The organism is Mycetocola sp. BIGb0189 (assembly GCF_024810155.1).
GTDB classification, from domain to species: Bacteria; Actinomycetota; Actinomycetes; order Actinomycetales; family Microbacteriaceae; genus Mycetocola; species Mycetocola lacteus.
This window is the reverse complement of the sequence record NZ_JANUED010000002.1, coordinates 279767-303132: the sequence shown is the minus strand read 5'-3', so window position 1 is coordinate 303132 and position 23366 is coordinate 279767. Positions and strand designations below refer to the sequence as shown.

The following is a 23366-nucleotide window of genomic DNA, read 5'->3' as shown; positions in this document are numbered from 1 at the left end:
GGGGAGAGAATTACCCCCAGATGAGGGGTCATTTTCTGGGCGGAGGGCCCGACGGAGCGTGGGGGCCGCCGGGCCTCACACGACCTAGTCGAACTTCGGGGTGGTTGCCTCGCAGGTCACCGGCTGACCGGGCTCCCCGGCCACCGCCGCGATCTGCCGCTTCCCGTCCAGCAGAATCTGGCAGGTTGCCCGCTGGCCCTCGCCCGGGGTTGCGACGATCGAGGCGGGCTGGGTCGCGGTCACCATGACCGTCTTTTCCCAGCGCGAGCTTTCGGGGGCGGTCGCATCCACCTCCAGCGGAAGGTTCGGGAGGTTCTTGGTGACCGTATCCTCGCCGCGAGACTTGGCCTCGCCAAAGGTCACCGCGGGGAGGGTCGGGGTGCCCGCTCCGGACACCGTCACCGCGTAGGTCACCGACCAGGCATCGGCGGTGGAATTCTTGATCGAATCCACCAGGCCACATCCGCTCAGGCCCACACCCACGAGAGCGGCGGCCCCCAGCGCAATGCCCGTTTTTGCCCAAATTCCTGCGGTCTTCATCATGTTTCCTCCGGTGTGTTCACTGACTGAACATCACGCTATCGAGGAACAGGATCCCGACGCTTCGGTCTCCACGCTGATCTCTGTGGCCCCAACATCGCCCGGACGGAGGAGGGCCCTCAGCCCAGCGGACCTACTTGGTAAGCGCCTCGCCCAGGTCGGGGCAGTACCGAGCGGTCGCGGTATCCATGAAGGAGTCGACATCCTCGGCCGTGCGTCCATCACTGAGGGAGCTCTGCTTATACTCGTCGGCTACCTTGCGCAGGCCCGCCGCATTATCGCGTTCCTTATCCAGGCGCGAGCAGTAGTCCTGGGCGAACTCGATCAGGCGGCCGGTGGAGAGGGTGGAATAGCTCTTGAGCGACTGTGCTCGTGCCGAAAACTCCCCGTTGTTGATCGGGGCCGGGCCCTGGGCGCACCCGCTGAGCAGCGCCACCGCCACAATTGTTGCCGCGACTGCAAACCTGTGCTTCATGATCGGGAACTCCCTTCCGAATCAGTATCCTAATCCCCCGAGCGACGACTCACCGTCACGGCGCGCACCCCGGACGGCGCGGAAATCGTTACGGCATTCCCAGGCTCGTCGCGTCTGGGGCGCCCTTCCGTCATCCGCTGGAATGATCTTGTAGGTCACGCCCGTCCTGCCTGTCCGCGGGCAGTAGACTCGTGGTGTCCCTTCACGGTACGTCTGCGGGTGTGCCACCAACAATTCGGAGCCTTTCATCGATGCATACCGCTCTCATTCCCTGGCTTGACTCCAACGAAATCCTGCAGGCGGCTGGCCCCTGGGCCGTTCTGGTCGTGTGCCTCATCGTGTTTGCCGAAACCGGCCTGCTGGTGGGCTTCATGCTCCCCGGAGACACCCTCCTGGTCATCACCGGCCTCACCAGCAACAACGGCACCAGCGATGGTCTCGGCATGCCGATCTGGTGGGTCGCGATCCTGATTGGAATCGCCGCGTTTATCGGCGGTGAGGTGGGATACCTGATTGGGCATCGCGCCGGTCCCAAGATCTTTGAGCGCAAAGAGACCGGTCTGTTCAGCATCGAAAACGTCAACCGGACCAATAAGTTCTTTGAAAAGTGGGGCGCGCTGGCGATCATCATCGCCCGCTTCGTGCCCGTGGTGCGCACCTTCGCCCCGGTTGCGGCCGGCGCATCGCACATGAACTACCGCAAGTACAGCCTGTACAACCTGATCGGCGCGCTGATCTGGGGCACCGGCCTCACCTACTTCGGCTACCTGATCGGCTACATCCCGCCGGTGGCAAACTTCGTGAGCTCCTACATCGACGTGATCCTGCTGGCCGCCGTGGCCCTGTCTGTCGGCCCCGCCGCCGTGCACTACTTCATGGCCTTCCGCAAGAGCAAGCGTCTGGCCGCCGAGGAGGCCGCCCGGGCCGCTCAGGCACCCGAGGACGAGGCTCCCGCAGCCTAGTTCCTCCCCCATCCATACGGCGGCCGCCGGATCCACAGGGATCCGGCGGCCGCCGTTTTTAGTGTGTGTGAGGGCTGCACCCCGGGCACGGCAGGCCGTGTCGGAGAGCTGGTCCCCCGGGGCGCAGCAGGCCGTGTACTGAGGCCCCTCCGAGCCGAGCCCGCAGGGACCGCCGGGCTAGGCCCGCCGGCCGCGCCGCATCAGCACCAGGCCGGCCGCGAGCAGCGCCCCCGCCAGCAGCGTGAGGGTGCCCGAGGCGTCTCCGCCACCGGTGCTACTCAGCCGAGTCTCGGCGATGATCGGCTTCGGGGTGGCCGGGTCTCCGGGACCGTGGGGCACACTCGGCAGCCCCGGGTGAGCGGGCAGCGTCGGGACCGTGGGAACCGTCGGGGTACCCGGGGTGGTGGGCTCTCGCGGGTCTTCGGGGATTATCGGGCAGTCCGATGCGGGGAAGGTCACGGTTTTGGTGGCCGTGAGCCGGTCGGCGGCGCTCACCCAGCCGGCCCGCGGTTCCACCCGGTAGCCGGCTTCGGCATGCGCGGTGATCACCACGGACTTTCCCGGGGCAAACTCGCCGGTCACCTCGTACCAGATCCCCGGGGTCAGCAGCACGCTGAGGGTCGGACGCACATACACGCCGGCCACACAGCCGGGCTCGGTCACCGTCGGATCCCGCGGGGTCGCGGGGATGGGATTCTCCACCTCACCCGGACCATCGGTTCCCGGGCCGGTCCCGGTTCCCGGGTGCTCGGGATCAGGGTTGTCGCCGCCGCCCGTGCCGGGGCTTCCGGGGCCGCCACCCTCCCGGGGCGGATCGATCGGGGTCGTTGTGGCGCACCCCTCGGTCTCGTCGGTGGGTGACGTGCAGGACGCGGGTGCCGAGGATCCGGTACCCCACACGCGATTAACCAGGCCAACCTCATGGATCTGGGCGCTGGTGGTGGTGATCACCACGCGGTAGCGCAGCACCGCACTCTCCCCCGGTGCCAGGTCGAAGGCCGGGGTGCGGAGCCAGGAGCTGCCGGGCTGAGGCGGTTCCACCCGAAGGGGCTCGCGATCACCAATTTTCAGGGTAATGTCGCCGTCGAGGCGTGCGGCACCGAGCACCTGGCTCAGGTCATCGGTCAGCACGATGCCGGTCACCGGGCCCCGGTTCTCGGCTCGCGCGCTGGCGCGCACCTCGTAGGTGATGGCGTCGCCCACGGCGAGGCTGGTGCCCGCGCCGATCGGAGCGCCGGAGGAGTTCTCCGCGTGCTTGCCGATCGACCATTCGGCGGGGGTGGTTCCGCCGCCGGGACCGGTACCCCCGTCATTTCCCCCGCCGGTACCGGGGGTCTCGGGGCCGCCGGATCCGCAGTCGGGGGCCGCGGCGAAGCTCACCGAGAGGTGTGCGGTTTTTCCGTCCTCGGCGGGCGTCCATCCGGGCGGCACCACCAGGGCAAAACCGTCCCGCGCGTGGGCGGTGATCGTGACCGTGTGCCCGAAGGCCACCTCGCCGGCGATCGTGTAGAAGATTCCGGGCGTCACCGGCACGTTGATCCACGGAGCCTCGGGCTCCCCGTCGGTGCACACCGGTGCGGTGGGCCAGGAGGGGTCCTCGGGCGTGGCCGGGGTGTCCGTTCCGGGCCCCGGGTCCGGGGTGGTCGGGGTGCAGTCGGGCAGGCTCAGGGCGATGACCCGGAACGCGCTGGTTTTATCCGCCGCCAGGGTCCAACCGTTCGCCGGGCGCAGCGCACGTCCATCCAGCGAGGTCGCGGTCACGGTCACGCTGCCCCCGGCGACCAGGTCGCCGCTCATCTCATAGCGCACCCCGTCGGACACCGGCAGGCGTACGTCGGGCACCGAGACGCCACCCTCGGGCAGGCAGATCGCCTGGGTGATGCTCGGGTCGGCGAGCGACACCCGATCATCCACGATGACCAGTTCGGTGCGGCACGCGGCGTTCAGGCCCGCATCGGTATCGCCCACCGCGCAGCGCGTGGGTGTGTTCACGCCGCTGCCACGCACGTCGTTACGCAGGGCTTTGCCGTGCTGCCCCTCGGCGACGCGGACCGCATAGCTGAGCACGGCGCTCTGATCGCGAGCCAGATCGAATGCGGGCGTCACGAGCTGCTGGCTCGCGGAGGGGAGGACCGCGATCGGCGACGCCTCCCCCACGCGCAGGCTCGGGGGCGCCACCAGCTCGGCCGAGGCGAGCACACCGGCCAGGCTGTCGCGCAGCACCACGTCCTCGGCGGTGTTGCCCGAGAGCCAGCGCGCGGTGATCTCGTACCGGACGATGTCGCCGCCGGTCACTACGGCACCGGCGGCCAGCGGGTGACCGTCGGCATCCAGGGCCACCTTGGAGAGGGTCCAGGCGCTCAGGATCGGGGTGGTCACCTCGGCACACACCCGGGCGGCATTCTCGCCGGGCTCCCCGGCGCAGATTCGGTTCAGCAGCGAGCGGTCGCCGCTGCCGGTGCGGGCGTTGACGGTCACCGGGTAGGTCAGGGTCAGCTTCTCCCCGGCGGCCAGGGCACCGCTCCAGCGCACGTGTCCGTCCACGATCGGGACCTCGAACTCGGGGCCGTCGCCGATGCGAGCGGTCGCCGCCTCACCCACCGGGGTGGCATCATCCAGGACACCGGCCAGGGTGTTATCCACCGCGAGCGGGGCGCGCTCGGACCAGGCACCGGGACCGGGGTTCTCGACGGTCAGCCGGTAGTCCAGGCGCTCGCCGCGCAGGGCGGTACCGGCGAAGGCCTCACCGTCGCGCAGCAGTTCACCGCTTACCCGCGGGGCCGCCGGGGCGAGCTGTAGCTGCACCGCACAGGGCTGGGTCGCCGGGCCGCAGGTGGCCGGGGCGATGGTGCCGATTCCGGGGATCTCGGCGGTACCGATCGCCTCGTCCCGCAGGGTGCCTCGGCGCAGGTCCTCGGGCACGGTCACCGTGTAGGCGAGGACCGCGGGCTGATCCCCGGGCAGTTCAAAGCGCGGGGTGGTCACCCGGCCGGCGGCGAGCTTCAGGGTGGTCGGGGCGGCGGATCCCACGGTCAGGGTGGGATCACCCGCGAGCTCGGCCACGCCGAGGGTCTGAGACGGATTCGCCTGAATCTGCACACCCTCCACGGGCCAGCCGCCGATGGCCTCGGCGCGGATCCGATAGGTGAGCCGGTCGCCCGGGCTCACCGGAGATCCGCTGGTGAGCTCGGCACCGTGCTGATCGGTCACACTGAGGTTCATCCGCCAGTTTTCACCCACGCCGATCTTCAGCCGGTCGCAGGCGCTGAGGATCGGATCGGTCACCCCGGGATTGCGACTATCACCGCTCACGCAGGCCTCACCATCCAGCATCTTGGGGGTGGTGCCGCCGGCGGCGGGCTGCTGCATAACCTGGACCCTGAACGTGATGACCTTGGTCCCACCGGCCGCGAGCGGGCCGCTCCAGCTGAGGCGGTTGTCCACCACCGTGGCTCCGCCGGTCGGAATGCCCACCAGGGCACCATCGTCGAGGATGTCGCCGAGGTCCTCGCTCAGGGTCACCGGATTACCGGCCGCCCAGCCGGAGGCGGTATTCCACCCACCCTGGCCGGGGTTCTTGATCGTGATTGTGTACTCGCCCACGTCCCCCGCGCGCAGCGGACGGCTCGGGTTGGGTGCCTTGGTGAGGCCCTGGGTGATCCCCAGCTCGGGGTAGACCCGGCTCACGGTGTTGTCCCAGTCGGCGCACTGCGTGATCCGCGGACCATCGGGCAGCGCCTTATTCCCCGAGTCGCCGCTGGCACAGGAGTGCGCGGTGAGGTGCAGGTCGCCGGTATAGCGGTCGCTCACCTGCACCCGGTAGGCCACATACATCGTGGCCCCGGCCGGCAGCGGGAACGTGTGGGTTAGCGTGGTTCCCTCGATCTTGGGATCCACGACGGCGCAGTCCGAGCTCCAGGAGGTGGGGCTCGCACACGCGGCCGAGGCCCCCACCCGGGAACCGAGGAACACCGCATCGTCCAGGACCCCGGAGAGATCCTGGGTCACGGTGATCCGGCGATCCGCCGCCCAGCTGCTCGGGGCCGTCCACGCCGAGATCGACGGGTTGGTGACGGCCACGCCGTACTGCAGCACGTCGCCCGGGCGAATCTCGGTTCCCGGGCTGCCCGAGACCTTGGCCCACTGCTTGCCCAGCTTCATCTCGGGGAATACCGCGGTGAACGGAGTTTCGGTGCGCAGCTCGCGCACCAGGCGTCCTCCCTCGGGCAGATCCGGGTTTCCGGTTTCCCCGGTGACCACGCTGAGAGCCGTGAGGATCTGATCCCCCGGCACATCGTTCCTGATGGTTCCGCGGATAGTGAAGGCCTGGGTGGTTCCCGCCCCCAGCGGGAAGGTGACGTCGATCTTGCCAGCCTCTGTGGGGTCGCCGTAGGAGGTGCAGTAGACGGGTTGCCACGCGTTGTCCGGCTGGCAGGGTCCGGCGATCCCCGTCTGCGAGCCAAACCAGCTCGCATCATCGAGGAATCCGGAGAGATCCTGACTCAGCCGGAGGCGCTTATCCACCGACCAGGACGATGCTCCCGTCCACCCGGTCTTGCCCGGGTTGCTGATGCGCAGCGCGATCTGCACGCTATCGCCGGTGCGCAGTTCGGTGCCCGGGGAACCGGAGACCTTGACGATCTTCTGGGTCGCCAAAAGCTCGGGATAGGTGCGCTGGAAGGCCAGCTGGCTCTGCGCGGTGCGGGTGATGACCCCGGCGTCCGCCCGGGTGGTGTCGCCGGTGTTTCCAGTGACCACCGAGGCCGTGCGGATCAGCTGGTCCCCGGTGAAGCCGTTGTGCACCACACCGCGAATGTTGAAGGCCTGGGTGGTGCCCGCGGCCAGGGCGAAGGTCTGGGTCACCTTTCCACCGCTGGTATCGCTGCCAAAACCGGGGCAGTAGTTCGGATCCCAGGCGTTGGGGGCCATACAGTTCCCCGAGATGCCCTGCTGGGCGCCACCGTAGCTCACATCGTCGAGGAATCCGGAGAGGTCCTGGGTGTAGGTGAGTCGCTTGTCCACCGACCAACTCGAGGGGCCGGTCCACCCGGTCTTGCCGGGGTTTTTCACCCGGACGGCCACCTGGACCACGTCCCCGGGCAGGAGGTCGGTACCGGCGGAGCCGCTCACCTTGGTCAGCGTCTGGGTCAGCTCGGCCTCGGGATAGGCCCGATTGAAGCCCAGCGTGGCCTGCGCGGTGCGCGTGAGCACGCCGCCGTCGGCCTGGGTTGCATCCCCGGGATTCCCGGTCACCGTGGCGGTGGTGCGCAGGTTCTGATCGCCGGGGAAGTCGTTGCGGATCACACCCCGAATATTGAACGCCTGGGTGGTTCCGGCCGCCAGGGAAAAGGTCCAGGTGAGTTTTCCGTCAGCCCCCACGGCCCCCATCACCGGGCAGTAGTTGGTGTCCCAGCTGGCCGGCGGTTGGCAGTTGCCCGAGGTGCCCTGGAGGGCGCCCACGAGGGACACATCGTCGAGGAAGCCGCCGAGGTCCTGGGTATAGGTGAGCCGCTTATCCGAGGACCAGCTGGAGGGTCCGGTCCACGCGGTCTTCGAGGGGTTCTTGACCCGCACCGCGATCTGCACGGTGTCCCCGGGCAGGATCTCGGAGCCCGCGGACCCGGACACCTTGGCCATGGTCTGGGTCATTTCCAGCTCGGGGAAGGTGCGGGCGAAGCTCAGCTCGCTCTGCGCGGTTCGGGTGATCCGACCGTCGTTCTCGCTACTTGTATCCCGCGGGTTACCGGTGAGCAGGGCCGAGGTCACAATCCGCTGATCTCCCGGATAGTCGTTGCGCACGATCCCGCGAATGTTAAAGGCCTGAGTGGTCCCCGCGGGCAGGGAGAACGTCATGCTCAGCTTGCCGTCGGGGCCGGGCAGGCCCGCGTTGGCACAGTAGTTTCCATCCCAGGCGTTGATCGGTTGACAGTTCCCCGAGGTACCCTGGTTTGCCCCGCCGTAGGTCACATCATCGAGGAACCCGGAGAGGTCCTGCACGTAGGTCAGGCGCTTATCCACCGACCAGGAGGTCGCGTCGGTCCAGCCGGTCTTGGCGGGGTTTTTCACGCGGACCGCGATCTGGACCACGTCGCCGGGCAGCAGGTCGGTGCCGGTGGATCCGGCAACCTTGGTCATCGTCTGGGTCATCTCGGCCTCGGGGTATACCCGATCAAACCCGAGCATGTCCTCCTTGGTGAGCACAATCCGTCCGCCGTTATCCAGCTTCGGGTTTCCCGACTCCCCGGAGATCTGCACGGCCGTGCGCATCCGCTGATCGCCGGCGAAATCGTTGCGCACCACCCCGCGGATGTTGAACGCCTGGGTCGCGCCCGCGGGCAGCGAGAACTTCATGCTCAGCTTGCCGTCGGCGCTCGGCAGGCCCGCGTTGGCGCAGTAGTTGCCGTCCCAGGCATTGATCGGCTGACAGTTCCCCGAGGTCCCCTGGTTCGCCCCGGCGTAGGTCACGTCGTCGAGGAACCCGGAGAGGTCCTGGCTGTAGCTCAGCAGCTTGTCGGCGGTGGTGGACGTGGGGGCCGTCCACCCGGTCTTGCCGGTGTTGGTGGCGCGCACGGCGATCTGGATGGTGTCGCCGGGGAGGATCCCCGATCCACTCGACCCGGCAACCTTGGTGATGACCTGGGTCATGGTCAGCTCGGGATACAGCGGGGTCACCTCCGGGGAGACCGCGGCACCGCGGGTCAGCACCGGGCCGTCGGGACGGGTGGTATCGCCGGTATCCACGCTCACCCCCACTCGGGAGTTCAGCTTGAGGTCGCCGGTGAAATCGTTGCGCAAAACCGCTCGGGCGCTGAGGTACTGGATCCCGCCGGGGGCCAGGGTCATCGGGACGTTGATCATCCCACCGGCGCTCGGGTTTCCCACCGAGGGGCAGTAGGCCGGGTTCCAGGAGGTGTTGGTGCTGCACAGGCTGGACACCCCCGAGATCGCCCCGCCGAAGGCCGCATCGTCGAGCACACCGGAGAGGTCCAGGGCCACATTGGCGCGGCGATCCGGGGACCAGGAATTCGGGCCGATCAGATTGAGGTCGCCGGTGTTTTTTACCGTCACGAAGAACTGAATCACGTCCCCGGGCACCAGGTCGCCGCCGGTGCTCCCACTCACCTTGGCCCAGCTCTGGGTCACCTCAAGGTCGGCGGCGGAGTGCACCAGGGTCGCGGTGTTCTCGGCGCAGCGCTCGATCGGGTCGATCCCCGCGCCGGCAGGGGCACCACTCACGCATCCGCTCACGCGGACCCGATCGTCGCCGCGGCGGAAGTCATCCACCTGCGCGATCAGGGTGAGCACCTGGGACTTCCCGGCGGCCAGCTCCCCCGACCAGGTCAGTGTGGGCGCGTTACCGGCCCGGGCAAACAGCCCAGAATTGGTGAGGCGGGCGTCATCAAGGAGGTCGGCGATGTCGAGGCTGACCTTCGCGGGGTTCGCCCGGGTCCACGCGTTGACTCCGGTGTTGGTGACCGTGACGGTGTAGGTCACCTGGTCCCCCGGACGCAGCGCCGCGGCCGGGTTGGGGGTCTTGGCCGCCGCAATTGTCACACCCAAATCCCAGTCGGCCGGTTGGGCGGCCATCGCCCGGGCGGTTTCGGTTGGGGCGGTCTCGGGCGGGGCGGTCTCGGGCGGGGCGGTCTCGGGCGGGGCGGTCTCGGTGAACGTTGGGCGGGCCTGTGTCGCGGCGGTGAGGTCGGGGAGTTTCAGCGTCGCCAGGCCGGTGCCCGCGGATCCCCGGGATGCGGGTGTCGAGGCCGCGGGTGCCGACGAGGCATCCGCGGTGGCCTCGGGTGCGCCGGATGCGGCCACCAACAGCGCCTGCGAGGGTGCCGTCGGTGCCGTCCCCTGCTGCGCCGACGCCTGCGCCCCGATCATGAGCCCTGCCAGGGTCGCGAACCCCAGAATCCCCAGGGTACGAAGCGCGAGGCGTCGCCGAGCAGGACGGGTCACGGGCAGGCGGGCGTGTTTGGGCATTTCGGGGTGCTTTCGGGTCCGACCGGAACTCCCCATCGGCCCGGCGGGGCAGGGGGTACACGCCGGGGAGCGAAACGGGGGAATCGTGGGAGAGGGTGAACGCCACCAGAACCCGGCGTTCCCCCTCAGTGTATCGGGTGTGGCACGCCCGGCCGCGCGCCCGCACGGGAAAATTCATACCCCGTTCGGTGGGTGGCCAAACGCAGAAAACGGGGCCCACCCACGATCGCTCGCGGGCAGGCCCCGTTCCCACCAGTTTCCCTAGACGTGCACCTCACGCTCATGCTCGGCGTGCTTGGGTGGTTCGATCTGGAAGGTCGAGTGCTCCACATCAAAGTGGTCGTGCAGGCAGTCGGAGAGCCGGTCCAGCAGCGCCCCCACCTCCCCGCGTTCGAAGACCTCGTCCTCGGCCACCACGTGGGCGGTGAAGACGTGCTCCCCCGAGGTGATCGACCACAGGTGCACATCGTGGACCTCGCGCACCCCGTCCGCCCGGGCGATGTGGGCACGCACGTCCTCAACCGAGGTGTCCACCGGGGTGGACTCGTTGAGTACACGCCACACATCGCGCAGCAGCAGGTAGGCCCGCGGCAGGATGAACGCGGCAATCGCCAACGACACGATCGCGTCGGCGGGCGCCCAGCCGGTGAGCATGATGATGATCGCGGCCACGATAACGGCCACCGATCCCACCATGTCGCCAAACACCTCGAGGTAGGCACCGCGCAGGTTGATCGAGGACTTTGCCCCGGCCCGCAGAATCAACATCGACACGATATTGGCGGCAAGACCCACGATGGCCACCAGGAGCATCGGCACCGGCAGAATCTCCGCCTCGGTGGGGGCGGTCAGCCGCTGAATCGCCTCCAGGGCGATGCTGATCGAGACGCCGCAGAGAATCAGACCGTTGATGAGCGCGCCAAACACCTCCGTCCGGCGATATCCATAGGTCGCACGGGCGGAGGCGGGGCGGGCCGCGAGGGTCATCGCGGTGAGGGCCACGATCAGGCCGATCAGGTCGCTGAGCATGTGCCCGGCGTCGGCCAGCAGGGCCAGCGAGCCGGTGAGCAGGCCACCGATGACCTCGGCCACAAACACCGTCGAAACGATGCCGATGACAATCAGGAGTCGTTTTTTGGACGTGGTTGCGGGTGCGTGATCGTGTGCCATGCTTCCACGCTACAAAGCCCGTTCCGAAAGGGCTAGGCCGACACCGTAGATAGGAATGATAGCAGTTATCAATATCCGGCTGACCGGGGGTTTCTAGGCCCCGATCAGACCGTTCAGCACCGGAATCGCACGCTCGAACGCGCGGGCCCGGTGACTCGCCTGATTCTTCTGCTCGGGGGTCAGCTCGGCGGCGGAGACCTCAAACTCGGCGGGCAGGAACACCGGGTCATAGCCGAACCCGTTTTCACCCTGGGGCTCGCGGGCGAGGGCACCGGTCCAGATGCCCACCACCACGTCCTCGCTGGGCTCCGAGCCGTCCACGCCGGGGTTCACGATCGCGATGTTGCAGACAAACTGTGCGCCGCGGTGCTCGGGGGCGATATCCGAAAGCTGTGCGAGCAGCAGTTCGAGGTTCGCGCGGTCGTTCTTGCCCGGGCCGGCCCAGCGTGCCGAGAAGATGCCGGGGGCACCGCCCAGCAGGTCCACCGCGATACCGCTGTCATCGGCGAGCGCGATCTTGCCGGTGTGCGCGGCGGCCACGCGGGCCTTAATCAGCGCGTTCTCGGCAAAGCTGGTGCCATCCTCCACCGGGTCGGGCCCGTCATAGGCGACGATGTTCAGTCCCGGCAGCGCGCCGCCGAGGATCTTCTGGAACTCCTCCACCTTGTGCTGGTTGTGGGTCGCCAGGACCACCTCGATGCTCATCGCGCGCCACCTTCGAGGGCGGCGAACTGCAGCTCCTTGAGCTCGGCGGAGGAAGCCACGGCCAGATCCAGCAGCTTGTTCAGCTCGTCACGGTCAAACGGTGCGCCCTCGGCGGTGCCCTGCACCTCGACGAAGCGGCCGTCACCGGTCAGCACCACGTTCATGTCGGTCTCGGCGCGGACGTCCTCGACGTAGGCCAGATCCAGCATCGGCACGCCGTCGATGATGCCCACCGAGACCGCGGCCACCGAGTCGGTCAGCGGCTGAGCCTTGGGACCGATGTGCTTACGCTCACGCGCCCACTCGATCGCCTGGGCCAGCGCCACATAGGCGCCGGTGATCGCGGCGGTGCGGGTACCGCCGTCGGCCTGCAGCACGTCACAGTCGATCACGATGGTGTTCTCGCCCAGTGCCTTGGTATTGATCACCGCGCGCAGGCTGCGACCGATCAGACGGGAAATCTCGTGGGTGCGTCCACCAATCTTGCCCTTGACGGCCTCGCGGTCGTTGCGGGAGTTGGTGGCCCGGGGCAGCATCGCGTATTCGGCGGTGACCCAGCCCTTGCCCTTCCCGGTGAGCCAGCGCGGCACACCCGGGGTGAAGGAGGCGGTGCACAGCACCTTGGTGTTGCCGTAGCTGATCAGCGCCGATCCCTCGGCCTGAGCGCTCCAGCCGGGCTCGATGGTGATGGTACGCAGCTGATCGGGGGTCCGGCCATCGGCGCGGGTCGTGTTGCTCACGCGGAGCTCCTTCGGGTTGGGGCGAGCCTAGCTCGCGGCGGGGTTCTGGGTGGTGGTTTCGCGCTGCAGGGTGCGCAGATCGCCGAGGTCGATGACGCCGGTCTGCACGAGGTCCACGTGTGAGATCTCGCGACCCACCAGGCGGGTGGCGAGCTCAAGGAACTCGCTCTCGCTCTGGCCGGTGGCCTCGTAGTGGTGCTGGGGCGGGGTGATCGCGGTGCGCTCCTGCCCCATCGATACCAGCTGGCGGTAGACGTCGTTGGCGGTTTCCGAGTCGCTGGAGACCAGGGTCACGTCCGGCCCCATCACGTAGCTAATCGCACCCTTGAGGAAGGGGTAGTGGGTGCAGCCGAGCACCAGGGTGTCCACGCCCGCCTCACGCAGCGGTCCCAGATACTCCTCGGCGACGGCCAGCACCTCTGGGCCGGTGGTGATGCCGTTTTCGACAAACTCCACAAACTTCGGGCACGCCTGGGTGAACAGCTCCAGCTCGGGGGCCGCGGCAAACGCGTCCTGATAGGCGCGGGAGCGGATGGTACCGGCGGTGCCAATCACGCCCACACGGTTGGTGCGGGTGACCCGCACGGCGCTGCGCACGGCGGGTTGGATGACCTCGATGACCGGGACCGAGTAGCGCTCGCGCGCATCCCGCAGGACCGCCGAGGAGGCGGTGTTGCAGGCAATCACCAGCATCTTGACACCCTTGGCGACCAGGTCGTCCATCACCTCAAGCGAGTAGCGACGCACATCCGCGATGGACTTGGGGCCGTACGGAGAGTGGGCGGTATCCCCCACGTAGAGGATCTGTTCTCGCGGCAGCTGATCCTGAATAGCGCGGGCGACGGTGAGTCCCCCAACGCCGGAGTCAAAGATCCCAATTGGTGCATCATTCACACCCTCAACCCTACTACCGCGCCCCGGCACCCCTCGTGCACCGGGACGGCGCGGGACACAGAAACGTCCCCACCTCCCCGGCCGGTTTGCGGGAGATGAGGACGTCGTCGGGGCACCCCGATGCCGCACCCGGCGGCCTTGTGGGCCGGGGTGCGGCGGCTGCCGGGAGGCTTACTCGGCGGGGGTAACCGGAATGGTGGCGGCGGCCGCGCGACGACGCGGCGCGATGGTCAGGATGACCCAGCCGATGATGCCAAAGAGGATCCCCACACCGATCACAAACGCCGAGACGCCGTAGGACACCACCGAGGTAAACAGCGAGGTACGCAGGAACGACGCGTTCATCACGGTTGCGCGCATCGGGTCTTCCTTGTCCAGCTCGGCGTAGGTCTTGCCGTCGGTCATGTTTTTGGCGTGGGTGCTGATGATGTCGGCCTGCGCAAACGCGGAGAACGGACCGGCCACGTCGGCACCACCGAGGAAGGCGGCATCCTCGCTCACGGTGATCTTCTCGGCGCGCAGCTGGCTAGTCACCACGCCCCAAACGGTTCCACCGGCGATAATCATCACGGCTGCGGCGAGCAGCGCGATGAATCCGGCCCAGCGCAGTGCGAGGGCCTTGCCGGGGGTGATGCTCAGGGTGACGGGTGCTGTGGTTTCGGACATAACTGCTCCTTGTAGTTGGGTGATCGCGTTTGTGACGCAATCCCGACGTGGTCTTTCGACCAACAATCGCCCCCGGAACCTGCCCGGGAACTGCGATGCTCACGGTGCGAGTACTTGCATGCTAATCGTGTGTTAGCCATTCCGTTTCGGTCATGACGCCCCCAGTATGGGGCTGATGTCGGATCGCGAAGATAGACAACGAATGTCGCGGATTTCTGCGGATCGGCGCGATCCCGATCCGTTAATTCGTGCACCCCGGATGCGGAAAGGTTCACGAACTGGCTAGGCTGGCGAGGTGAACACTTCAACCGCACTTCACACCGACCGCTATGAGCTCACGATGATCGATGCCGCGTTCGCGCGCGGCACCGCCACCGAGCACTGTCTCTTCGAGGTATTTGCCCGCCGCCTCCCCGGCGCGCGCCGCTACGGCGTCGTGGCCGGAACCGGCCGTCTGCTCGAACTGATCCGGGACTTCCGCTTTGGCGAGTCCGAGCTGCGGTGGCTCAGTGACAACAACGTGGTGGGCACCGAAACCCTGGACTGGCTCGCCGACTACCGATTCCGCGGCAACATCTGGGGTTACCAGGAGGGCGAGGTCTACTTCCCCAACTCCCCCATCCTGACCGTCGAGGCCAGCTTTGCCGAGGGGGTCATCCTGGAGACCCTGGCACTCAGTGTCCTGAACTATGACAGCGCGGTAGCCAACGCCGCGACCCGCATGGTCACGGCCGCCATCGGCCGCCCGCTCTCGGAGATGGGCTCACGCCGGGCCAATGAGGAGGCCGCCGTGGCCGCCGCGCGCGCCGCCTATATCGCCGGCTTCGGCGCGACCAGCAACCTGGAGGCCGGACGCCGCTGGGGCATTCCCACGATGGGCACCGCCGCCCACGCCTTCACCCTGCTGCACGCGAGCGAGGAGGAGGCCTTCCAGGCGCAGATCGACAAGCTCGGGACCAAAACCACCCTGCTGGTAGACACCTACGATGTGCACCGCGGTGTGGAGACGGCCATCCGGGTGGCCGGGCCCGAACTCGGCGCGATCCGTCTGGACTCGGGTGACCTGCCCACGCTGGTCACCGAGGTCCGGGCCCAGCTCGACTCGCTGGGTGCCACCGGCACCAAGATCACCGTAACCAACGACCTGGACGAGCACGCCATCGCAACCCTCGCCGCCTCCCCGGTGGACTCCTACGGCGTGGGCACCTCGGTGGTCACCGGGTCGGGCTCCCCCGCCGCGAGCATGGTTTACAAGCTGGTGGCCCGTCGCGGCGAGGACGGCTCCTGGATTCCGCTGGCCAAGAACTCCGAGGGCAAGGCCTCGATCGGCGGCAAGAAGACGCCGATGCGTCGCCTCTCGGCCTCGGGCCGCGCCAACCAGGAGCGCATCTACATCGGCGACACGGCCCCCGAGACCGAGGTGACCGAGCGAGCACTGAACGTGCCGCTGATCGTGGACGGCGTCATCGAGGAACGCTACCTGGGTGCCGCCGGCACCGCGCTGGCCCGCGAGCACCGCGCCACCGCGGTGAGCGAGCTGCCGGCCGGGGCCTTCCGCCTGGGACGCGGCGACGCGGCGATTCCCACGGTCTTTATCGGTAACTAGCCGCGAATAAGAGGAGAGGGGTCCGCCGGCTGGCGGGCCCCTCTCTCGTTAGCCGTGGGCGGCGAGGGTGCCGGTCAGCAGGTCGAGCAGGCGCGCATTATTGATGCGTGTCACCACCTCGATCGGCGCGGGCGCGGCACCCGGCGCGGGCAGCGCATCCGGGGCCCAGCGCACCGTGCGACCACGGGTCGGCCCCGGCAGCAGGTCCACGCTGATGTCCAGATCGCGGGTGTCCACGGTGCCCGGATCCAGCAGTAGTGCCACGGTGACCACATCGTGAATCCACATCCCGCCGATGCCCCGGGTCCTGGCCGAATAGGTGATCCAGGGTCGCAGGGTGGGCACCAGTGCGCGGGTCAGCCGGGTGTCCAGGCGTTCGATCCGGTCCAGGTCCGCGTGGGTCATCAGCGTCGTGGTGGTGGCATCCATCGGGACCAGGGTGATGCGGGCACCGCTGGAGAGCACAATCGCCGCCGCATCCGGGTCCACCCCGAAGTTGGTGTCTACCGGATAGCCCTCCACCTCAAAGACGCCACCCATGATGATGATGCGCGCCACGTTCCGGGCGAAGTCCGGAAACAGACGGGTGGCCAGCGCCAGGTTGGTGAGCGGACCGATCGCCACAATCGTGATCTCGCCGGGATGGGCCCGGACCATCTCACCGAGCACCTGAGCCGCGGGAATCCCCGGCACATCGTGGGCGGCGCGGGGACGCGGGGCCGATCCCCAGGTTTTGGTCACCGTGGCATCGGCGTCCTCCCGGTCCAGGTGTGTGCGCCAGCGTTCGGGCGGCTCCACCAGCGCACGCTCGGCCCCCAGGTAGATTGGCACCTCAACCCCGAAATTCTCGATCAGGGTTTGCGCCGCGGCAAAGCCGAGCGCGCTCGGGGTGTTGCCGGAAACCGTGGTGATGGCCGCGAGGGTCAGTTCGGAATCGGCGGCCACGGCGAGCGCCAGGGCCAGCCCGTCATCCACATTGGCCCCGGGCACCCCGTTACCGGGATCGCAGTCGATCACGATCCTCACGAAGAAGCCCCCGTCCGCGACCCGGGCCGTTCGGCCGCGGTCCTTTCCACCGTCACTTGCTCCGTTGTCGGCCGTTCGGCCGCGGGTTGCTCCGCTGCCCGCCGCTCCCCCGCCGAGCCCGACGCGGCGCGCAGCGCCCGCTCCGACGGGGTGCGTCGATACTCGCACCCGCAGGAGCGTCGGCGGACCAGCTCGACGTCGCAGACGGTCACCGGATACTCGGCTCGAGCACTCCGAATCAACAGGTCGATGGCACGATCCGAGATCGCCTCGATCGGCTGTTCGATGGTGGACAGGGCCGGAATCGAATATTCGGCGTTGGTGGTGCCGTTGAAGCAGATCACCGCGAGGTCCTCGGGCACCCGCACCTCAAGCTCGGCCGCCGCCGCCAGCAGCCCCAGGGCCTGCTGCTCATTGGAGGCGAACACCGCATCGGGACGGGTCTCGCGCTCCAGGAGTGCCCGCCCGGCGAGGTACCCGCCGCCCCGGGTGTAGGTCCCCTCGATCTGAAGATCGGCGCGGGCGGCGTCACCGAGCGCGTCCCGCCAACCCTCGCGTCGGTCGCGGGCATTTTGCTGTTCCAACGGTCCGGTGATGATCGCCACCGCGTCTCGACCGTGCTCGATCAGATGCCGGGTGGCCGCGGCCGAGGCTGCCCGCTCATCCACTCGCACGCCGATGATCCCGGGGCCCGCGGGGGGCTCGTCCAGGACCACCACCGGGACCTTACCCACGGCCTGATCCAGCCACGGATGGTCCCGGTCCACCCCGTAAAACAGCAGTCCGTCGATGCGGTGCTGGAGGAAGGTGCCCACCAGATCCGCCTCGCGGGCCGGATCATCCGCGGAGTCGCCAAGCAGCAGGGTGAAGCCGCGCCGGTAGGCGGCCCCCTCGATCGCATGCGCGAGGGCGGCCACAAACGGGTTGGCAATATTGGGTACGATCAGCCCGAAGGTGCGGGTGGATCCCGAAGCCAGGGCCCGGGCGATCCCGTCGGGACGATACCCGGTGGACTCGATCGCCGCCAGGACCCGCGCCCGGGTCGCCTCGGCGACCGGGCGCGGACCATTATTGACCACGTAGCTGACCACGGCGACCGAGGTTCCGGCCACCCGGGCCACGTCGGTGCGGGTTACTTTTTCCCTACTCACACGGTTCCCATCCGAGCCTCGGCATCATCGGTGGCATCGTGAATCAGGTTGAGGTCGCGGCCGCGGGTTTCCGGGGCCTTGAAGGTGGTGAACAGCCCGATCGCCGCCATGACCACCCAGTACAATGCTAGCGGCCACCACGCACCAAACGCGGCCAGCAAGCCGGCCGCCACGGCGGGTGCGGTGCCTCCGGAGAGGATCGATCCGATCTCCTTGGCCAGCGCCATCTTGGTGAAGCGGTTGCGGGCACCAAACAGCTCGACGCCGTAGGCCGCCTGGACACCAAAGATTCCCAGTGAGGCGATGCTCATCCCCACAATAATGATCGCCATCACCACCGCGGTGTTGCGGGACTGGATCAGCGCAAACGCCGGGAACGCATAGGCCACCAGCAGAATACAGAACCAGCGATAGGTGATCCGACGTCCGAAGCGATCCGAGAGCCAGCCCGCAAACGGGATCACCGCAAAGCCGATCAGCGAGGCGATCAGCACCGCGGCGGTGGGCACCGACTTATCCACCATCAACACGGTGGCCACATAGCCGATCAGGAACCCCTGGGCCATATAGGAGGGACCGTTCTCGCCGATGCGCAGCCCCAGCATCACAAAGAACGCGCGGTTGCGACGCCAGAACGAGCGGGTGTCCACCGCGCGAATGGCCTCGGTGCGGGCGGCAATCTGCTCGCGCTGCTTGGTAAAGACCGGGGTCTCCTTCATGGTGCGGCGCAGGACCAGGGCGAAGCCGGCGATCAGAATGCTGGCCAGGAACGGGATCCGCCACCCCCAGCTGGTCAGATCCTCCTTGGGCAGCTGAACCACCAGGAGCCAGGCGGTCGAGGCCAGCAGGGTACCGCTGTTGGACCCGAGGGCGACGATCGAGGCCACCAGTCCGCGGCGCTTAAACGGGGCAAACTCGGTCAGCACGATCGCGGCGCCGGAGAGCTCGGCACCGGCCCCGAAGCCCTGCAACACTCGCAGAATCAACAGCAGGATCGGGGCGAGCGCGCCGGCCTGGTCATAGGTCGGCAGCAGTCCGATCAGGGTGGTGGCCCCTCCCATCAGCGCGATGGTGATGACCATGACCGCCTTGCGGCCGTGCCGGTCGCCGATCCGGCCGAAGAACCAGGCACCCACCGGGCGGGCAAAGAAGCCGACCGCGTAAGTCGAGAAGCTTGCCAGCAGCGCGATGGTGGGCGAGGACTCGGGGAAAAACAGGGTGTTGAACACGAGTGCGGTGGCGAGGCCGTACAGCGCGAAGTCGACGTACTCCATCGTGGTGCCAAGCCAGGATGAGAGGGTGGCGGTCCGAAAGCTCTTTTTGCCCTCGGGGGTGGAAAGCGCATCATCCGTCACGAGGACGGGGGCGGACTGGGAGGGTTCCACGGGGGTTTCCTTTCACGCGGTCTGTGCCGCGGCTCTGGGCGGGGAGAAGGGTCTACCCGCGTAGAGTCTGCGCAAAATCTACGCGGGTAGAACACCTGCTTACGGTAAGCAGCACCCGCGATGCTTGACAAGCCCCGTGGCCGCAAAACACCCACTGTTCACCCACTCGTCGCCCGGGCTTACCCCCTCGGGGCACACACAAAACGCCCCGCTTGCGAGGTCCGGTCCTCGCGGCCGTGGCGACCGCCACCATGCGGGGTGGGGTCAACAACCGCGAGAACCCGCCGGGCAGCGGGGCGTTGATTGGTGGGTCTAGCTATCGCGCAGACGCGCGTACACTTCCTTGCAGGCCGGGCAGACCGGGAACTTTTCCGGGTCGCGACCGGGGGTCCACTTCTTGCCACAGAGCGCGCGCACCGGCTTACCGGTCATCGCAGACTCCAGGATCTTTTCCTTCTTCACGTAGTGCGAGAAGCGTTCGTGATCGCCGGGCTCGATGGCCTCCTCGTTGAGAAGCTTTTCCAGCTCGCGGTCAAGCAGGGCGGTGCCGCCGCCGTCCGGCGTACCGTTCGGGTCGGAGATACTCAGGTTCACGTCGCTCATGCCTTCAGTTTAGGACGTTTACCCGGATAATGCGCGTCCCTAGTGGGAGGTCGCAAACTCCATCAGCTCCGCGGTGTGACGCGTGTAATAGCGTGCCCCGGCAATCACTCCCAGCACGAGCACCAGCACCCCGACCCCGAGGCCCACCGCGAGGGTCGGCCAGATCATCGAGGTGGCACCCCCGAAGGCCCGGACCGCGAGAAAGACCACCGGGACGCTCAGCACCACGGTGCCGATCAGGCTCAGCGCCTGCACCCGAGCCGAATAGCCACCACCCGCCTGCGGCTGCTGGAACGGGCTATCTCCGGGCTGAACCGCCGGATACGGGGTGCGCGCCGAGAAGTACGAGGCGAGACCGAGGCCGGTGAGCAGGATCCCACCACACACACCGATCAGCACCGGCAACATCTCGGGCACCCCACCCAGAGTCACCGAGATCGGCGCTCCGATCGCGATCACCAGGACACCCAGCACGAAGACGGGCAGGATCCGACCGATCCGATCCGCGCGGCCCGAAACCCCGGAGGTCACGTGCAGCCAGAGGGCCGAGGAATCCAGGGCCAGATCATTATGCGGTGCCCAGGCGATAAAGAGGACGATGATCGGCAGCGGCAGCAGGCTGAGCGCCGACCAGGATACCCCGGCAATGTTCAGCGCAAATACCGCCACGATCGGGACCAGGGGCACGATCAACAGCGAGGTGATGTAGCGCGGATCACGGAGCCAGTAGGTCAGCGAGCGTGCGGCCACGGCCGCGGTAGCCCCGGCGGGAACCCGGGCGAACCAGCCCAGGTGGATGCCGGCCGGCACGTCGGGCCTACTCACCGAGCGCACCAGATATGTGCAGAGCACACCCCAGGCAGCAAACAGCACGATCACCGTGAGCACGGCGATCGCCAGCCTTCCGGCCAGTGCCCCGCCGCTGCCCGGTTCGGCCAGCAGCCAGGCGGCACCCAGCGGGGTCCACCCGGCAACCTCGGACACCGAGCCCAGACGTTCCGGACTCCCCAGCGCGAGCACCACGGTCCCGAGAGCCAGCACCACCAGGATCACCGTAACGAGACCGCGTAGCCCGCGACGGGCCGGCTCACGCAGCTGCCCACCGAGCGCCGATCCCACCCGGATCAGGAGTGACCCGGTCAGCGGAACCAGGACGGTGGTCGCCAGTGCCGGACCGACCGCGTCACTCTGAGCAGATGCCAACCCGAACCCCGCGATGCCGCCAAGCAGCAGGAGCACCAGGGTCGGCAGGCTCAGCAGTCCCGACAGGATGAGCCCACCGGCGAGGGTGCGCGGGGCGATGCCGAAGCCCGCGTATCCCCGGGGATCCAGCGTGCTGGACACCCGAGACACCAGGGGTACCAGAAAGCAGCCCAGGAGGACCGCGCTGCCGCCCACGCCGATCAGAGCGCGCAGCAGTGCCGGATCCACCTCGGTGGGTTCCTGGAACAGCGTCGCAAACAGATAACAGGCGGCCGCGGCCAGGATCAGGAGGAGGACCCGCCCGGCCACGGCCCGCGGTTCCCCCCGAAAGGCGTTGAGGAGGGTCTGAACTCTTAGTCGGAGAAGCTGTGCAACCATTCCAGGCCCTCCGCGGGATCGGTGGGCGAGGACAGCTCGGCAAACTTCTCGGCCAGGGTGCCGTTTCCACGCACCTCGGCCACGGTGCCCTGAGCCAACACGGTGCCACTGACGATGATCGAGACGTGATCGCATACCCGCTCGATCAGCTCCATACCGTGGCTTGAAAGCACCACGGTACCCCCGTGATCCACGTAGTTACGCAGGAGCGTTAGGAGTCGATCCACCGACACCGGGTCCACGGATTCAAAGGGCTCATCCAGTACAAGCAGACGCGGGGAGTGAATCAGCGCCGCGGCAAGGGCGACCTTTTTACGCATACCCACCGAGTAGTCCGACACCAGGCGCCCCAGCGCCTCGGTGAGACCAATTGCGGCGGCCAGATCGGCGATGCGGGTGCGCACGGTGGCGGCGCTCAACCCACGCAGGGTGCCCGAGTAGTGCAGGAACTGTGCACCGGTGAGACGCTCAAACAGCCGCATGCGGTCGGGCAGGGCTCCGATGGTGCGCTTGGCCCGGTCCGGATCCGCCCACACATCGACCCCGTTGACCAGAATCTCTCCAGCGTCGGGACGCAGCAGCCCGGTGATCATCGACAGTGCGGTGGTCTTGCCCGCGCCGTTGGGTCCAACGATTGCCGAGAACGTGCCGGTGGGCACACGCAGATCCAGGTTGTCCACCGCGTGGGTGCCGCCATAGTGACGGGTCAGCCCGCGCACCACCAGGACGTCCTCGGTGGGCTCGGCGGAGGTCGCGGTCTTCGTCGCGGGTGTCGCCGCCACCGGGGCTGCCTTCGCGGAGGTCTTCGCGGACTGGGCCGATCCGGCCGGAACCGCCGGACCTGCCTGAGTCGCCTGAGTCGCCTGAGTCGCCTGAGTCGCCTGAGCGGAGTCTTGCGCAGCCGCAGCCGCAGCCGCAGCCGTGGGAGCCTTCCGGACCGGAGCTTTCTTGGCCGGAGCTTTCTTAGCAGGAGCCTTCGCCACCGGCGCCTTCTCAGCCGGTGCATTCGCCGCCGGGGCCTTCGTAGCCGGTGCCTTCGTCGCCGAAGCTTTCACCACCGGAGCCTTCGTCGCCGGAGCCTTCGAAGCGGGAGGTGTTTTCGCGGAGGACGTTGCCGCCGGAGCTTCCGAGGTCGGAGCCGCAGCCGCAGTCGTCTTCGCGGGAGCCTTGGCAGCGGGCGCCCTCTTCGCCGGAGCCTTTCTCGCCGCGACCTTTTTCGCGGGCACCGTCGCGGGGGCGCTCTCCTCCGAATCCCGAGGCAGCGCACCGGAATCGGACGGATCCTTGACGGGTTGCGGACGCACGGGGGCCGCCTGCGCCGCGGCGGTCTTGGCCGTGGTCGCGCGCGGAGTGCGGGGCTTCGCCGGAGCCTTTTTCGCCGCCGGCGCCTTTTTCGCCGCCGGGGGTTTCCGAGCGGCGGAGGGCGCGCCGGTTCCCGATGAACCGGCGGCGGTTTTGCGCACGCCCGCGGAGGTCACCGGTGTTGACGAGTCGGCCGCCGACTTGGATCCTTCGGCGTCCCGCTCGGCATTCGCCTCCGGCTGCGGCCCTGATTCTGTGGTTCCCACAGTTGATGCCCCCATCATTTTTACGTCTTCGTTACCGGAGTTTCGACCGTGCCCGGCGCACCGACGCGGCTCGGATTTCCGCGGTTTTCCCTGCATTTACAAACTACCAACCGATGGATAAGATCCCGGTTAGGACCGGCCGCGTGGCACAACTCAAACCTGAGAAATATCCGAACGTCGTGTTACGAAACGACAACGACCCTCCGCCCTGTGCCCCGAACTGGGCATTTGCGGGCTAACGTAGATCAGGTGCATGACGGAGTGCGCATACAACATCTGTCCGGTGAACAACTGGCAAACCCGCCCACTCCGGA

17 protein-coding genes are annotated in these 23366 nt (G+C 67.9%); 3 read left to right on the top strand and 14 right to left on the bottom strand.

Going from position 1 to position 23366, the window contains the following annotated elements; genetic code table 11:
* Positions 1-84 precede the first annotated feature (84 nt).
* Positions 85-543 carry a hypothetical protein gene (locus M2390_RS03780; RefSeq protein WP_259177142.1) on the bottom strand — a complete coding sequence of 153 codons (459 nt, stop codon included), beginning with the start codon at positions 541-543 and terminating at the stop codon, positions 85-87.
* Positions 544-673: 130 nt separating this feature from the next.
* Entirely contained in the window at positions 674-1015 is a 342-nt protein-coding gene (locus M2390_RS03775; RefSeq protein ID WP_259177141.1) for a DUF732 domain-containing protein, read from the bottom strand.
* Positions 1016-1266: 251 nt separating this feature from the next.
* Between M2390_RS03775 and M2390_RS03770 the strand changes: the two genes are divergently transcribed.
* On the top strand, positions 1267-1977 hold the full coding sequence (locus tag M2390_RS03770) for a DedA family protein (protein WP_259177140.1): 711 nt from the start codon (positions 1267-1269) through the stop codon (positions 1975-1977).
* Between the two features lie 177 nt (positions 1978-2154).
* Here M2390_RS03770 and M2390_RS03765 read toward each other — a convergent pair whose 3' ends face one another.
* The 6 genes from M2390_RS03765 to M2390_RS03740 all read right to left on the bottom strand — a co-directional run bounded on the left by M2390_RS03765 (position 2155) and on the right by M2390_RS03740 (position 14132).
* Positions 2155-9957 carry a hypothetical protein gene (locus tag M2390_RS03765; RefSeq protein ID WP_259177138.1) on the bottom strand — a complete coding sequence of 2601 codons (7803 nt, stop codon included), beginning with the start codon at positions 9955-9957 and terminating at the stop codon, positions 2155-2157.
* A 261-nt stretch (positions 9958-10218) separates the two neighbouring features.
* Positions 10219-11127 (bottom strand): cation diffusion facilitator family transporter, encoded by a 909-nt coding sequence (locus tag M2390_RS03760; RefSeq protein WP_259177137.1) that lies wholly within the window; start codon positions 11125-11127, stop codon positions 10219-10221.
* Between the two features lie 93 nt (positions 11128-11220).
* Complete coding sequence (rdgB, locus tag M2390_RS03755; RefSeq protein ID WP_030148574.1) at positions 11221-11832, bottom strand: RdgB/HAM1 family non-canonical purine NTP pyrophosphatase; 612 nt, start codon at positions 11830-11832, stop codon at positions 11221-11223.
* Complete coding sequence (gene rph / locus M2390_RS03750; RefSeq protein WP_030148573.1) at positions 11829-12572, bottom strand: ribonuclease PH; 744 nt, start codon at positions 12570-12572, stop codon at positions 11829-11831. Before rph ends, rdgB begins: the two co-directional genes overlap by 4 nt.
* Before the next feature lie 27 nt (positions 12573-12599).
* Positions 12600-13466, bottom strand: a complete 867-nt coding sequence (murI, locus tag M2390_RS03745) for a glutamate racemase (protein WP_121686991.1) — start codon at positions 13464-13466, stop codon at positions 12600-12602.
* Between the two features lie 171 nt (positions 13467-13637).
* On the bottom strand, positions 13638-14132 hold the full coding sequence (locus M2390_RS03740; RefSeq protein WP_259177132.1) for an aromatic ring-opening dioxygenase LigA: 495 nt from the start codon (positions 14130-14132) through the stop codon (positions 13638-13640).
* Between the two features lie 295 nt (positions 14133-14427).
* Between M2390_RS03740 and M2390_RS03735 the strand changes: the two genes are divergently transcribed.
* Positions 14428-15738: a nicotinate phosphoribosyltransferase gene (locus tag M2390_RS03735; protein ID WP_259177131.1), complete on the top strand. Its 1311-nt coding sequence runs from the start codon at positions 14428-14430 to the stop codon at positions 15736-15738.
* Positions 15739-15786: 48 nt separating this feature from the next.
* Here the strand turns inward: M2390_RS03735 and M2390_RS03730 are convergent, their stop codons facing one another.
* The 6 genes from M2390_RS03730 to M2390_RS03705 form a co-directional block, all read right to left on the bottom strand.
* Positions 15787-16764 carry a nucleoside hydrolase gene (locus tag M2390_RS03730; RefSeq protein WP_259177130.1) on the bottom strand — a complete coding sequence of 326 codons (978 nt, stop codon included), beginning with the start codon at positions 16762-16764 and terminating at the stop codon, positions 15787-15789.
* Positions 16761-17915 carry a LacI family DNA-binding transcriptional regulator gene (locus tag M2390_RS03725; RefSeq protein WP_259177129.1) on the bottom strand — a complete coding sequence of 385 codons (1155 nt, stop codon included), beginning with the start codon at positions 17913-17915 and terminating at the stop codon, positions 16761-16763. The genes M2390_RS03730 and M2390_RS03725 overlap by 4 nt, the downstream gene beginning before the upstream one ends.
* Entirely contained in the window at positions 17912-19300 is a 1389-nt protein-coding gene (locus M2390_RS03720) for an MFS transporter (RefSeq protein ID WP_259177127.1), read from the bottom strand. The genes M2390_RS03725 and M2390_RS03720 overlap by 4 nt, the downstream gene beginning before the upstream one ends.
* A gap of 312 nt (positions 19301-19612) precedes the next feature.
* Complete coding sequence (locus M2390_RS03715) at positions 19613-19903, bottom strand: DUF3039 domain-containing protein (protein ID WP_043321534.1); 291 nt, start codon at positions 19901-19903, stop codon at positions 19613-19615.
* Positions 19904-19942: 39 nt separating this feature from the next.
* Positions 19943-21484: a hypothetical protein gene (locus M2390_RS03710; protein WP_259177124.1), complete on the bottom strand. Its 1542-nt coding sequence runs from the start codon at positions 21482-21484 to the stop codon at positions 19943-19945.
* Positions 21460-22266, bottom strand: coding sequence for an ABC transporter ATP-binding protein (locus M2390_RS03705; RefSeq protein WP_259177121.1), 807 nt, complete (start codon positions 22264-22266; stop codon positions 21460-21462). The genes M2390_RS03710 and M2390_RS03705 overlap by 25 nt, the downstream gene beginning before the upstream one ends.
* Positions 22267-22432: 166 nt before the next feature.
* Here M2390_RS03705 and M2390_RS03700 point away from each other — a divergent pair, with 166 nt between their 5' ends.
* Positions 22433-23173, top strand: coding sequence for a hypothetical protein (locus M2390_RS03700; protein WP_259177119.1), 741 nt, complete (start codon positions 22433-22435; stop codon positions 23171-23173).
* Positions 23174-23366 lie beyond the last annotated feature (193 nt).